Raw genomic sequence first — 12,969 nt, 5'->3', positions numbered from 1 at the left:
GGGGGGCCGGCCCCCCCCCCCCGAGCCGGCGCCGGCCGGCCTGCCTTGGGGCTCCGCCCCAAACCCCGCTCCTCAAACGCCGGAGGGGCTGGATTTCCCCCGCCCGGCAGGCAGCCGACCCCAGAGGGGCTGGGAGCACCCGCCCGGCAGGCAGCCGACCCCAGACGGGCTGGGAGCACCCGCCCGGCAGGCAGCCGACCCCAGACGGGCTGGGAGCACCCGCCCGGCAGGCGGCCGACCCCAGAGGGGCTGGGAGCACCCGCCCGGCAGGCGGCCGACCCCGGAGAGGCTGGGAGCACCCGCCCGGCGGACAGCCGGCCCCGGAGAGGCTGGGAGCACACGCCGGCGGGCAGCCGGCCCGGGAGGGGCTGAGGGCCGGAAATGCCCCCGCCGGGAGTGCGCACGCGTGGTGGGCGACTCGGGGCCTGGTGGGGGGATCAGGTGCCGGAGGGGGTGGCGGTGCGGAGGCGGTTGAAGGTGGTGACGTGGCGCCGATGCTCCTCGTACGTGGTCGAGAAGCGCGTGTCACCCGGCTTGACGGTGACGAAGAAGAGCCAGGGACCCGGCGTGGGGGCGACCGCCGCCCGGAGCGCGTCGAGGCCGGGCGCGGCAATCGGCGTGGGCGGCAGCCCCTGCCGCCGGTAGCTGTTGAACGGGCTGTCGATCCGCGTGTCGGCAAGACTCGTGTCCACCGTCCGCCGCCCCAGCGCATAGTGCAGCGTCGAGTCCATCTGCAACGGCATGGACCGCGCCAGACGGTTGTGCACGACCCGCGCGACCTTCCCCATGTCGGCCGGACTGTCCGCCTCCGCCTGCACGATGCTGGCCAGCGTGGCGGTCTGGTACGGCGTCATCCCGTGCGCCCGCGCGGCGCCGGCGAGCGTGCGCCCGGCCAGCGTCCGGTTCGCCGTGTCCACCATGTACGCGAGCAGCCCCGCAGCCGTGCTCTTCGAGGTGACGGGATAGGTCGCGGGGAAGAGGTACCCCTCGGGGTTGCCCTTCGCCTCGGCTGGCAGCGCCAGCCGCGCCGTGGCGGCGGCCGCCTTTGCCGAGCCGGGCCGGAGCTTCAGCTCCCGGTCGACGGCGGCGTAGATCTGGGATGCCCGCCACCCTTCGGGGATGAGCAGCTTCCGCGGCTTCTCCGCCACCTGCGCCTTCTCCTCGGGCAGTACCGCCGGCACCAGCAGGGCGGCGGCCGCGCCGAGGGCGAGCAGGGTGCCGAGCAGGAGCGCAAACCGTCCGCGGCGGGTGAGCCGGGTGCGGCCGCGCGGCGGGCGGTACGCAGGGCGGTACTCATCACGACGCATGCCGGGCACGCTAGCCCGACATTCCCCTCATTCCGGAGATTCTTCCGGCGCGCCGGTCATACGATCACACTTTCACGGGAGCGTGCCACGACCGCGCCGGCACCACTCCGGCCCTCACGTCGGCACCACGGGCGCCGACTCCGCATCCCGCCGCACCAGCGCCGCGTACTTCCCGTCCGCCGCCAGCAGCTCCCGGTGCGTACCCCGCTCGGCGATCCGCCCGCCGTGCAGCACCACGATCTGGTCGGCATCGCGGACCGTGGAGAGCCGGTGCGCGATGGTGATGGTGGTCCGGCCCGCGGACAGGGCGTCGACCGCCTGCTGCACGGCCTGCTCCGTCCGGGTGTCCAGCGCGCTGGTCGCCTCGTCGAGGATCAGCACCGGCGGATCGCGCAGGATCGTCCGGGCGATGGCAAGCCGCTGCTTCTCACCGCCGGAGAACCGGTAGCCCCGCTCGCCGACGAGAGTGTCGTACCCGTCGGGCAGGGACGCGATGTGGTCGTGGATCTGGGCCGCCCGGGCGGCCTGGGCGAGTTCCTCGTCGGTGGCGTCCGGCTTGGCGAAGCGCAGGTTGTCGGCCACGGAGGCGTGGAAGAGGTAGGTCTCCTGGGAGACCACGCCCACCGAGCGGGCCAGCGAGCCGAAGTCCAGGTCGCGGACGTCTGTCCCGTCGAGCGTGACCCGGCCGGCCGTCACGTCGTACAGCCGGGGTACCAGGTAGCTCAGGGTGCTCTTGCCGGATCCGGTGGCGCCGACCACGGCCAGGGAGCCGCCGGCGGGGACGGTGAGGTCGATGCCGGACAGCGTCGTCCGGTCCGCTCCGGCCGCCGGGTCGTACGCGAAGTCGACCGCCTCGAAGCGCACTTCGCCCTTGGCCTGGTCGAGCCGGACCGGGTCGGGCCGTTCCGTTATCTCCACAGGGAGGTCGAGGTACTCGAAGATCCGGGCGAACAGGGCGAGGGAAGTCTGGATCTGGACGCCCGTGGACAGCAGGCTCACGGCGGGCCGGAACAGACCCTGCTGGAGGGTGACGAAGGCGACGAGGGTGCCCACGGACAGGGCGGGGGCGCCGGACTGGAGGGCGAGGCCGGCGGCCCAGTAGATGAGCGCCGGCATGGCGGCCATGACGATGCCGATCGTCGACATCCGCCACCGGCCGGCCATGCTGGAGCGCACCTCGAGGTCCACCAGCTTCTCGGACTCCTCGGCGAAGGAGGCGGTCAGGGAATCCGCGCGGCCCATGGTGCGGCCCAGCAGGATGCCGCTGACCGAGAGCGACTCGGTGACGGTGGCGGCCATCGCGGCCATCTGCTTCTGCCGCTGCGTGGTGATCTTCTTGCGCTCGCGGCCGACCCGGCGGCTGATCCACACGAACAGCGGGAGCAGCAGCAGCGAGACCAGCGTGAGCCGCCAGTCCAGGGCGAGCATCGCCACGACCGAGGCCACGACCGCGGTGAGGTTGGAGACCAGCGAGGTGGCGGTGGAGGTGACGGTCGCCTGCATGCCGCCGATGTCGTTGGCGATGCGGGACTGCACCTCGCCGGTGCGGGTGCGGGTGAAGAAGGCCAGCGGCATCCGCTGGAGCTGCGCGTAGACCGAGGTCCGCAGGTCGTGCATGACGCGCTGGCCGACGGTGGTGGAGATCAGCGTCTGGAGCACACCGAAGACGCTGGTGACCACCGCGGTGAGGATCATGCCGAACGCGAGCAGGCTGAGCAGCCCGGTGCGCCCCTGCGGGATCGCGGTGTCGAGGATCTCCTTGAGCAGGAACGGCGAGGCGACGCCGACCAGCGAGGAGGCGGCCACGAGCAGGCCGACCAGGGCGAGCCGGCCGCGGTAGGGCCGGAAGAGCCGCACGATGCGGCGCAGCTCGCGGGGCTGCTCGGCCGTGGCCGGGCGGGTGGGGTCGAGAGGGTGGACCGAGGGGGTCCAGTCGGGTCCTTCGGGTCGCATGCGCCTCCTCCGAGACGTGACGGCGAGCGGATACGGAACTCCGGCGGGGGTCGCCGGAGTGAGCCTAGGTCATTATTACCTATGTTCACAATGAACGGCATCCTGTTATTGTTCGCGTCATGACCACCGCCTCCAGCCCGGCTCCCGTCCCGCCGCCCGGCGGCCCGGCCGCCGACGCCGACGGGCTGCTGGCCGAGCAGCTCCTGCGGCTCACCCGACGGCTGCACCGCATCCAGAAGCGCCAGCTGGAGCCGCTGGGGATCACCCCGGCGCAGTCGCGGCTGCTGCGCACGGTGGCCCACTACGAGCAGCCGCCCCGGATGACGGACCTGGCGGCCCGGCTCGAAGTGGTGCCGCGGGCGGTCACCAGCCTGGTCGACGGTCTGGAGGCGGCCGGGTGCGTGCGCCGCGCCCCCGACCCGGGGAACCGCCGGGTGGTGCGGATCGAGCTCACCGACGCCGGCCGCGCCACGCTGCGGCAGCTGAGGAGCGCGCGCCGGGAGGCCGCAGAGGAGATCCTGGCTCCGCTGACCCCCGATCAGCGCGAGGTGCTCGGGGGCCTGCTGAACGCTCTGGCCGAAGGGCCCGAGTTCCGCTGCTGAGCAGGAGAGGGGCCCGCCATGCCGCTGCTGGAGCCGAAACCCGGAGCGCTGCGGCCACGGTCGGCGGCCGGTCCCGCACCCGACCGGCTGCCCGGGCACCGGGCGCCGGGCACCCCCGAGGTGCTGCGCGCCGAGCTGGCGGAGCTGCTGGGCCCGGAGAAGGTGCTCTGGAAGGTCTCCGACCTGGTGCGGTACGCGTCCGATGCCTCGCCGTACCGGTTCGTGCCGCAGGTGGTCGTGGTGGCCGAGGACATCGACGACGTCTCCGCCGTCCTCTCGTACGCGCACGGCCGGCAGCGCGAGGTGGTCTTCCGGGCCGCCGGCACCTCCCTCAACGGGCAGGCCCAGGGCGAGGACGTGCTCGTCGACGTACGGCGCCACTGGGCGGGCGTCGAGGTGGAGGAGGACGGGCTGCGGGCCCGGGTCCGGCCGGGCACCACGGTCGCCCGGGTGAACGCCGCGCTGGCCGGGTACGGCCGGGTGCTCGGTCCGGACCCGGCCAGCGCCGCCGCCTGCACGATCGGCGGGGTGGTGGCCAACAACTCGTCCGGGATGACGGCCGGCACCACCAGGAACTCGTACCGGACCGTCTCCTCGCTCACCTTCGTGCTGCCGGGCGGCACCGTCGTGGACACCGCCGACCCGCTGGCCGACGAGGAGCTGGCCCGTGCCGAACCGGCCCTGTGCGCGGGGCTGCTGGCGGTGAAGGCGGAGATCGAGGCCGATCCGGAGCTGTGCGCCCGGATCCGGGCCAAGTACGAGATCAAGAACACCAACGGCTACCGGCTGGACGCGTACCTCGACGGGGTGACGCCCGTGGAGATCCTGCGCGGGCTGATGGTGGGCTCGGAGGGCACGTTCGGGTTCATCTCCGAGGTCGTGTTCGACACCCTGCCGCTGGACCGGCTGGCCACCGCCGGTCTGCTGTTCTTCCCGTCGCTGCCGGCCGCGGCGGCCGCGGTGCCGCTGTTCAACGCGGCCGGGGCGACGGCCGTGGAGCTGATGGACGGCAACTCGCTGCGCGCCTCGGTCAGTGTGCCGGGGGTGCCCGCGGACTGGGCCGGGCTGCCCAGGGACACCACGGCGCTGCTCGTGGAGTTCCGGGCGCCGGACGGGGCCGCGCAGGAGGAGTACGAGCGCCGGGCGGCGCAGGTGCTCGCCGGGCTGGAGCTGGTCGCCCCGGTGCCCTCGGTGACGAACGCGTTCACCCGGGACCCCGCCGCGATCGCCGGCTACTGGCAGGCCCGCAAGGCCTTCGTGGCCGCGGTCGGCGGCACCCGGGCGCCCGGCACCACCCTGATCACGGAGGACTTCGCGGTGCCCCCGGGGCGGCTGGCCGAGGCCTGCGCGGCGCTGCTGGAGCTCCAGGCGGAGCACGGCTTCGACGCGGCCGTCGCCGGCCATGCGGCGCACGGGAACCTGCACTTCCTGCTGGCCTTCGACGCGGCGCGGCCCGCCGACGTGGCGCGCTACGGGGCGTTCATGGACGCGTTCTGCCGGCTCGTGGTGGAGCGGTTCGACGGATCACTGAAGGCGGAGCACGCCACCGGCCGGAACATCGCGCCGTACCTGGAGCTGGAGTGGGGGCCGAAGGCGACCGGCCTGATGTGGCGCACCAAGCAGCTCATCGACCCGGACGGGGTGCTGGCCCCGCGGATCGTGCTCGACCGCGACCCGCAGGCACATCTGCGCGGCCTGAAGACGATTCCGCAGGTGGAAGCGATCGGCGACCCGTGCATCGAGTGCGGGTTCTGCGAACCCGTCTGCCCCAGCCGGGACCTGACGACCACCCCGCGCCAGCGGATCGTGCTGCGCCGGGAGATGATGCGCCAGCCGGCCGGCTCCCCGGTCCTGGAAGGGCTGCTGGAGGCGTACGGATACGACGCCGTCGACACCTGCGCCGGGGATTCCCTCTGCCGGCTGGCCTGCCCGGTGGGCATCGACACGGGCGCCTTGATGAAGGAGTTCCGGCACCGTCGGCACGGGCCGCGCGAGGAGCGGGCGGCCGCGTCGGCGGCCCGGCACTTCAAGGCCGCCGAGGCCGCCGCGCGGGCCGCGGTCGCGGCCGCCGGGCGGATCGGCGCGCGGATCGGGGACGGTCCGCTGCGCGCGGCCACGAGCGCCGCGCGCAAGGCGGTGCGGCCCGATCTGCTGCCGCAGTGGCTGCCGGAGATCCCGGGGGCGGCGGCCCGCGGGCTGCCGCCGACCGAGCGGGTCGGGGCGGCCGCCGTCTACTACCCGTCGTGCGTCAACCGGATCTTCGGCGGGCCGCAGGACGGGGCCGGCCCCTCGCTCCCGGAGGCCGTGGTCGCCGTGTCGGCGCGGGCCGGGCGGCCAGTGTGGATCCCCTCGGACGTGACCGGCACCTGCTGCGCGACCATCTGGCACTCCAAGGGGTACGAGGCCGGGAACCGGATCATGGCGAACCGGATCGTCGAGGCCGCCTGGGGCTGGACCGCCGGCGGGCGGCTGCCGCTGGTGGTGGACGCCTCATCGTGCACGCTCGGCCTCGCCCGCGAGGTGGTGCCGTACCTCACCGACGACAACCGGGAGCTGCACGCCGAACTGACCGTGCTGGACTCGGTGGTGTGGGCGGCGGACGAGCTGCTGCCGCGGCTGGAGGTGCTGCGGCGGGTGGGTTCCGCCGTGCTGCACCCGACCTGCTCGACACGGCACCTCGGCGACGGGGCGCGGCTGCGGGCGGTGGCCGAGGCGTGTGCGGAGGAGGTCGTGGTGCCGCAGGACGCGGGCTGCTGCGCGTTCGCCGGGGACCGCGGGATGCTGCACCCGGAGCTGACGGCGGCGGCCACCGCGCGGGAGGCGGCGGAGGTGACGGCCCGTCCGTTCGACGCGCACCTCAGCGCCAACCGGATGTGCGAGGTCGGCATGAACCGTGCCACCGGGCGGAGCTGGCACTCGGTGCTGGTGGAGCTGGAGCTGGCCACCCGGCCCTGACGGCCGGGCCCCGGCCGGCCGCGGGCCGCTGCGGGCTGCTGCGGCCGGCCGGCAGTGCACCGGCCGGAAAATCGATTGCACCGGATCGCTCCGGAAGGCGACGCTTGCACGGTTTGGACCGTTCACCGGAGCGATTCCGGTCACCGAGCCGTGGGGCGTCATGCAGATCAGCGATCTTCCGTATCCGGATCCGGGGGTGCCGGACTCCCGTTCCGGTCCCCGGTTCCTGTGGTGGCTCGGCCGCAACCAGTTGGGGGGCCAGCTCAAGAGCCTGGCCTGGGGGGTGCTGCACCACTGCGGCATCGCGGGGCTGCCGTTCGCGGTCGGCCTCGGGATCGAGGCGGTCGTCGACGGGAACGGCGGGCGGCTCGCGCTCATCGGCGGGCTGCTGCTGCTCTGCGGCGTGGCGATCTCGCTGGGCGACACGATGCTGCACCGGACGGCCGTCACCAACTGGATCACCGCGGCGGCGCGCGTGCAGCAGCTGCTGGCCCGCAAGACCGCGGAGCTGGGTGCGGCCCTGACCCGCCGGGTGGCCGCCGGCGAGGTGGTGGCGGTCTCCACGGGTGACGTGGAGAAGATCGGCTGGTTCGTCGAGGCGGTCTCCCGGTTCCTGGCCGCCGCCGTCGCCCTGGTCGTGATCTGTGCCGGGCTGCTCGTGTACGCCCCGGCCCTGGGCTGGGTCGTGGCCGCCGGGGTGCCGGTGCTGGCGCTGGCCGTGCTGCCGCTGCTGCCGCCGGCCACGAAGCGGGCCGATGTGCAGCGGGAGAAGGCCGGCCGGGCCACCGAGCTGGCCTCGGACACCGTGGCCGGGCTGCGCGTGCTGCGCGGGATCGGCGGCGAGGAGCTGTTCCTCGGCCGCTACCGGGAGGCCTCGCAGGAGGTGCGCCGGGCGGCTGTGCGCAGCGCCCGGATGTGGGCGGTGATCTCCGCGGTGCAGGTGCTGCTGCCGGGGCTGCTGCTGCTCGCGGTGGTCGGCTACGGCTCCAAGCTGGCTCTGGACGGCCGGATCACGGTGGGCGAGCTCGTCGCGGTGTTCAGCGCGGTGGCGATGATGATGTATCCGCTGCGGCACTTCGAAGAGATCGCGATGGCGTATTCGTTCTCGCGGCCGTCGGCGAAGCGGGCGGCGCGCGTGCTGTCGCTGACCCGGACGGACACCGGTGCGGCCGTGGCCCCCGTGGCCGGGCCCCCGGCTCCGGGCGGTGACCTGTACGACCCGGAGACCGGGCTGCTCGCGCCGGCCGGCCGGTTCACGGCGGTGGTGTGCGGGGATCCGGACCTGGCCGGGCGGCTGGCGGAACGGCTCGGCGGCCATCCGACCGAGGCCTCCGGCGCACCGTCCGTGCTGCTGGGCGGGGTGGCGCTCGACGAGATGGAGCTGGCGGCGGCTCGGAGCTGCGTGCTGGTGCAGGACAAGGACCCGGTGCTGCTGTCGGGGACGCTGCGCGAGCTGCTCGACGTACCGGCGTCCGGGCAGGTGGGGGCGGTCCCGGCGCTCGGTGCGGCACAGTGCTCCGACGTGCTCGCGGCGCTGCTGCAGGCGGCGCCGGACGGGGTCGGGGACCCGATGGACGCGCGGATCACCGAGCGCGGCCGGTCGCTGTCCGGCGGGCAGCGGCAGCGTCTGGCGTTGGCGCGGTCCCTGGTCGCGGACCCGGAGGTGCTGGTGCTGGACGAGCCGACGTCAGCGGTCGACTCGCACACCGAGGCACGGATCGCGGAGGGCCTTTCGGCGCTGCGCAAGGGCCGTACGACGGTGGTGCTGGCCTCGTCGCCGCTGCTGCTGGACCGGGCCGATCAGGTGGCCCTGGTCCACGAGGGCCGGGTCGCCGCGGTGGGGACGCACCGGGAGCTGCTGGCCGCGGAGCCGCGCTACCGGGCCGTGGTCACCCGGGAGACGGACGAGGAGCAGCACGCACGGCCCGCGGCGGAGTCCGGTGCGCACGCGCCGGCCGGAGTGCGGGCGCCGGCGGAGCAGACGTTCGCGGAGAAGGCGTTGACGGAGATCGAGGAGTCGGCATGATCGGCGTGGCGCCCCCGGATTACGATCCGGCGGCCCCGGAGACGGCGGCGACGCTGCCGGTGGGCACACCGGCGACGGTGCGGACGTACGTGCGCGGGCTGCTGCGGCGGCACCGCCGGGCCTTCCTGCTGCTGGTGGCGGCCAACGCGGTGGCGGTGGTGGCCTCGATGGCGGGCCCGTACCTGCTGGGCCGGGTCGTCGACGACCTCGCGGCCGGTGTCCGGGAGCTGCATCTGGGGCAGGTGGCCGCGGTGTTCGCGGTCGCCCTGGCGGTGCAGGCGGTGTTCGTGCGGCTGATGCGGCTGCGCGGCGCGATGCTCGGCGAGGAGATGCTGGCCGATCTGCGGGAGGACTTCCTCGTGCGGTCGGTGGGGCTGCCGCCGGGGGTGCTGGAGCGGGCCGGGACGGGCGATCTGCTGTCGCGGATCACCACCGACATCGACCGGCTGGCGAACGCGATGCGCGAGGCCGTGCCGCAGCTGGCCATCGGTGTGGTGTGGGTGGGGCTGCTGTTCGGGGCGCTCGTCGTGACCGCGCCGCCGCTGGCGCTGGCCGCGCTGCTGGCGCTGCCGGTGCTGGTGGCCGGCTGCCGCTGGTACTTCCGGCGGGCGCCGTCGGCGTACCGGTCGGAGGCGGCGGGGTACGCGGCGGTGGCGGCGGCGCTCACCGAGACGGTGGACGCGGGCCGCACGGTCGAGGCGCACCGGCTGGGCGGGCGGCGGATCGCGCTGTCGGAGCAGCGGATCGTGGAGTGGACCCGGTGGGAGCGGTACACGCTGTTCCTCCGGTCGGTGCTGTTCCCGGTCATCAACGTCACGTTCGTGACGATCCTCGGCGCGGTGCTGATGATCGGCGGGTACTGCGTGCTGCAGGGCTGGATGACGGTGGGCCAGCTGACGACGGGGGCGCTGCTCGCGCAGATGATGGTCGACCCGATCGGGCTGATCCTGCGCTGGTACGACGAGCTGCAGGTGGCCCAGGTGTCGATCGCCCGGCTGGTCGGGGTGCGGGACATCGAGCCGGATTCCGGGGACGCCGCGGTGGTGCCGGACGGCCGGGACGTGCGCGCGGACGCGGTGCGGTTCGGGTACCGGGAGGGTGCGGACGTGCTGCACGGGGTGTCGCTCGACGTGCCGCCGGGGACCCGGATGGCGCTGGTCGGGCCTTCGGGTGCGGGCAAGTCCACACTGGGCCGGCTCCTCGCGGGCATCTACGCGCCGCGGTCCGGGGAGGTCACCCTGGGCGGTGCGGAGCTGGCCCGGATGCCGGCGGAACGGGTCCGGTCGCACGTGGCGCTGGTCAACCAGGAGCACCACGTGTTCACGGGCTCGCTGCGCGACAACCTGCGGCTGGCCCGGGAGGGCGCCGGGGACGCCGAGCTGTGGGCGGCGCTGGGCGCGGTCGACGCGGACGGCTGGGCCCGGGGGCTCGACGACGGGCTGGACACCGAGGTGGGTTCGGGCGGTACCGCCCTGACCCCGGCGCAGGCGCAGCAGATCGCGCTGGCCCGGCTGGTGCTCGCCGATCCGCACACGCTGGTGCTGGACGAGGCGACGTCGCTGCTGGATCCGCGGGCGGCCCGGCACCTGGAGCGTTCGCTGGCCCGCGTGCTGGACGGCCGTACGGTCATCGCGATCGCGCACCGGCTGCACACGGCGCACGATGCGGACGTGATCGCGGTGGTCGAGGACGGCCGGGTCAGCGAACTGGGCAGCCACGACGAGCTGGTGGCAGCCGACGGTGCGTACGCGGCGCTGTGGCGGTCCTGGCACGGCTGACCGGAGGCGGCGCGGACGCCGCGCGCCGGACCGGGGCCCGGCTTCCCTCTCGGGAGGCCGGGCCCCGGTGCGCGTGCGGGCGGTCAGCGGTGCCGGCGGACGGCCTCGGGGGCTCCGGCGGAGGGCGAGTGCGGGTTGATGCCGGCGCCCGGCCGCCGGTTCACGGTGCGCAGCGGGACGGCCGGCTTGTACGCCTGCTTGCCGGCGCAGGTCCAGATGACGGGGCGTTCGATGCCGGAGGCGTCCACGGCGACGCCGCCCACCTGGTCCCGGTCGGTCACGGCGAAGGCGGCCGAGAAGCGGCCGGGCGCGAGCCGGGGCAGGGCGAGCACCGGGCCGGAGCCGGGCCAGTACTGGGCCTGGACCGGCGGCATGGGGTCGGGCGGGAAGTCGTAGGGCGAGTCGTAGGCGGTGCCGACGGTGACGTTGGTGGTGGGGCTGATGTCCTCGAAGCTGCCGCTGGTCCGGCCGGCGAGGGTGCCGGGGCCGGTCACTTCGGTGTACGGCGGCGCCCAGGTGGCCAGGCTGTTGGTCATGTCCCGGCTGCCGGTGATGATGCCGACGAGGCGGCCGGACTCGTCGATGGCCGCCGGCTTGGATATCTCGTAGGCGTTGCCGAGGGGCTGGGTGAAGACGGGCGGGGCGGCGACGTTGCCGCTCCAGACGATGCCGGGGGCGGTGCCCCAGGAGTCGTCGGGGTCGCCGGTGGTGCCCCAGCCGTAGCCGACGATCCGGCCTGCGTTGTTGATGCCGGTGACCTCCCGCAGGTCGAAGCCGGCGGGCTCGGCGAGGATGCGGCGGACCGCGGCCCCCTGCCATTCGATGCCGACGGTGTCGCTGCCCTCGTAGCGGTGGCCGACGATGCGGCCGTGGTCGTTGACGGCGGTGGCGTACTGGCCGCCCGGCAGCAGGGTCACCGCGGCCTGCCACGGGTAGAAGCGGAAGGCGCGGGGCCCGGTGGGGCCGAAGACCGTGCCGACCATCAGCCCGAACCGGTTGACCGCCTCGACCCGGCCGCTGGTGTACCCGGCGGGCAGCGGGACGGCGTGCACCGTGACGCCGCGCCACCAGGCGGGCTTGCCGTGCGAGACGCCGACCGACAGGCCCAGCCGGCCGATGCCGTTGACCTGGGTGTCCTCGATCCAGGGGCTCGGCTCGGCGGGCTCGGCTCCGGGCAGGGCGTTCAGGACCCGGATGGCCGGCTTGCACGTGGTGGCCCGCGCGGTCTCGGCGTTCCCCGATGCCGCCTGTGCGGGAAGTGCGAGGGCCAGCGAGGCGAGCACCGTGCCCGCTGCCGCCGTACCCAGTCTCCGCTTGCTCCTGCCCATGCCGTACCCCCCAGTCATGTGCGAGCCGACGACCTGACGGCTCGTCGACACTCATCATGTCCGCTTCAAACCGAGCGTGGCCAGTCCGCCACGCCCGGTGGTGCGAGGCTGTTACGCCCGCCCCCGGCGCGGGGCTGACAGGCGCGCCGGGCGCCCGGCGCCGACGGGAACGGGCCGGGGGGACGGGCAGGCCGGAGGGACGGGCACCTCTAGGACAGGAAGCCGAGGGCGGAGGCGCCGCCCACGCCGCCGAGGAGCATGAACGCCGGCATCAGCACCTTCAGCTCCACCCAGCTGCCGGCCCGGAACCGCATCCCCTTGGGCGGGCCGATCGGGTACCAGCGCTTGCCCGCGATCGGCACGGGCCACAGGATCGGGCAGCCTGAGACCGTCAGCGCGTCCCCGATGTCGTGCACGAGGGCGCCCAGTACGACCGGCAGCCCGAGCCACAGGTACTCCTGCCCCGGCCCGGTGAACAGCCAGTCGGCGCCGTTGCCCGGCTGGTCGAGCACCCCGGCCAGGATCCAGGCGCTGGTCGCGCCGAGGAGCCAGACCAGGACGTCGCTGGACATCCGGGCGGCCCGCCACAGGAGGCCCTCGACGGCGAGCACGAGGTGGACGAAGAGCAGGGCCAGCACGCCCCAGCGGCCGACGGTGACGGCGAGCGCCGAGGAACCGGCGCCGATCAGCACGGCCCACACCCAGGTGTGCGTGAGGGTCCGGTGGCCGCCGGAGCGGCGCGGGTCGCGGGTGGTGCGGGTCGCCTTGTAGACGGCGTAGGAGAGCTTGTCGACGATCTCGCACAGGCCCCGGGACAGCGGCCCGAAGGCGCGCGAGATGGTCGCCGACTTGTGGTCCAGGTCCGGCGCGAGCGCGGCGCCCGCGCAGATCAGCGCACCGATCACGAGCACCGGCCAGGGCATCGGGTGCCCGGCGGCCGCGGTCGCCGCCCCCACCCCCAGCCAGGCCGCCGCGCCGGACAGGGAGTGCGCCGGTCCCATCATGCTCGTACCCGCCCCA

8 protein-coding genes are annotated in these 12,969 nt (G+C 74.6%); 4 read left to right on the top strand and 4 right to left on the bottom strand.

The genetic code is table 11. The features are described 5' to 3' along the window. Positions 1-437: 437 nt before the first annotated feature. Together mltG and LG634_RS26765 are read right to left on the bottom strand one after the other, a co-directional pair. The gene (gene mltG / locus LG634_RS26770; protein WP_226737152.1) at positions 438-1,307 is read right to left on the bottom strand and encodes an endolytic transglycosylase MltG; all 870 of its coding nucleotides are present in this window, start codon (positions 1,305-1,307) and stop codon (positions 438-440) included. Between the two features lie 114 nt (positions 1,308-1,421). Next, a complete protein-coding gene (locus tag LG634_RS26765; protein WP_226737150.1) occupies positions 1,422-3,260 on the bottom strand; it encodes an ABC transporter ATP-binding protein in 1,839 nt (612 codons plus the stop codon). Positions 3,261-3,379: 119 nt separating this feature from the next. Here LG634_RS26765 and LG634_RS26760 point away from each other — a divergent pair, with 119 nt between their 5' ends. From LG634_RS26760 to LG634_RS26745, 4 genes are all read left to right on the top strand, one after another. Continuing rightward, entirely contained in the window at positions 3,380-3,862 is a 483-nt protein-coding gene (locus LG634_RS26760) for a MarR family winged helix-turn-helix transcriptional regulator (RefSeq protein ID WP_226737148.1), read from the top strand. An 18-nt stretch (positions 3,863-3,880) separates the two neighbouring features. Further along, complete coding sequence (locus LG634_RS26755; RefSeq protein WP_226737146.1) at positions 3,881-6,817, top strand: FAD-binding and (Fe-S)-binding domain-containing protein; 2,937 nt, start codon at positions 3,881-3,883, stop codon at positions 6,815-6,817. A gap of 160 nt (positions 6,818-6,977) precedes the next feature. Beyond that, positions 6,978-8,843, top strand: coding sequence for an ABC transporter transmembrane domain-containing protein (locus LG634_RS26750; RefSeq protein WP_226737144.1), 1,866 nt, complete (start codon positions 6,978-6,980; stop codon positions 8,841-8,843). Beyond that, the gene (locus tag LG634_RS26745) at positions 8,840-10,621 is read left to right on the top strand and encodes an ABC transporter ATP-binding protein (RefSeq protein ID WP_226737142.1); all 1,782 of its coding nucleotides are present in this window, start codon (positions 8,840-8,842) and stop codon (positions 10,619-10,621) included. Before LG634_RS26750 ends, LG634_RS26745 begins: the two co-directional genes overlap by 4 nt. An 83-nt stretch (positions 10,622-10,704) precedes the next feature. On the opposite strand, the gene LG634_RS26740 is transcribed toward LG634_RS26745, so the two are convergent. After that, positions 10,705-11,949, bottom strand: a complete 1,245-nt coding sequence (locus LG634_RS26740; RefSeq protein ID WP_226737140.1) for a hypothetical protein — start codon at positions 11,947-11,949, stop codon at positions 10,705-10,707. Between the two features lie 209 nt (positions 11,950-12,158). After that, positions 12,159-12,953, bottom strand: coding sequence for a metal-dependent hydrolase (locus LG634_RS26735; RefSeq protein WP_226737138.1), 795 nt, complete (start codon positions 12,951-12,953; stop codon positions 12,159-12,161). Between the last annotated feature and the right edge of the window lie 16 nt (positions 12,954-12,969).

This window comes from Streptomyces bambusae, assembly GCF_020532645.1.
In the GTDB taxonomy this organism is placed as follows: Bacteria; Actinomycetota; Actinomycetes; order Streptomycetales; family Streptomycetaceae; genus Streptomyces; species Streptomyces bambusae.
Note: the sequence above shows the minus strand (reverse complement) of the source record. Positions and strands in the feature narration are given on the sequence as shown.

Coding starts and splice junctions, on each gene's coding strand:
- LG634_RS26735 (WP_226737138.1), bottom strand. CDS start 12,953: ATGATGGGACCGGCGCACTCCCTGTCCGGCGCGGCGGCCTGGCTGGGG.
- LG634_RS26755 (WP_226737146.1), top strand. CDS start 3,881: ATGCCGCTGCTGGAGCCGAAACCCGGAGCGCTGCGGCCACGGTCGGCG.
- mltG (WP_226737152.1), bottom strand. CDS start 1,307: ATGCGTCGTGATGAGTACCGCCCTGCGTACCGCCCGCCGCGCGGCCGC.
- LG634_RS26745 (WP_226737142.1), top strand. CDS start 8,840: ATGATCGGCGTGGCGCCCCCGGATTACGATCCGGCGGCCCCGGAGACG.
- LG634_RS26765 (WP_226737150.1), bottom strand. CDS start 3,260: ATGCGACCCGAAGGACCCGACTGGACCCCCTCGGTCCACCCTCTCGAC.
- LG634_RS26740 (WP_226737140.1), bottom strand. CDS start 11,949: ATGGGCAGGAGCAAGCGGAGACTGGGTACGGCGGCAGCGGGCACGGTG.
- LG634_RS26760 (WP_226737148.1), top strand. CDS start 3,380: ATGACCACCGCCTCCAGCCCGGCTCCCGTCCCGCCGCCCGGCGGCCCG.
- LG634_RS26750 (WP_226737144.1), top strand. CDS start 6,978: ATGCAGATCAGCGATCTTCCGTATCCGGATCCGGGGGTGCCGGACTCC.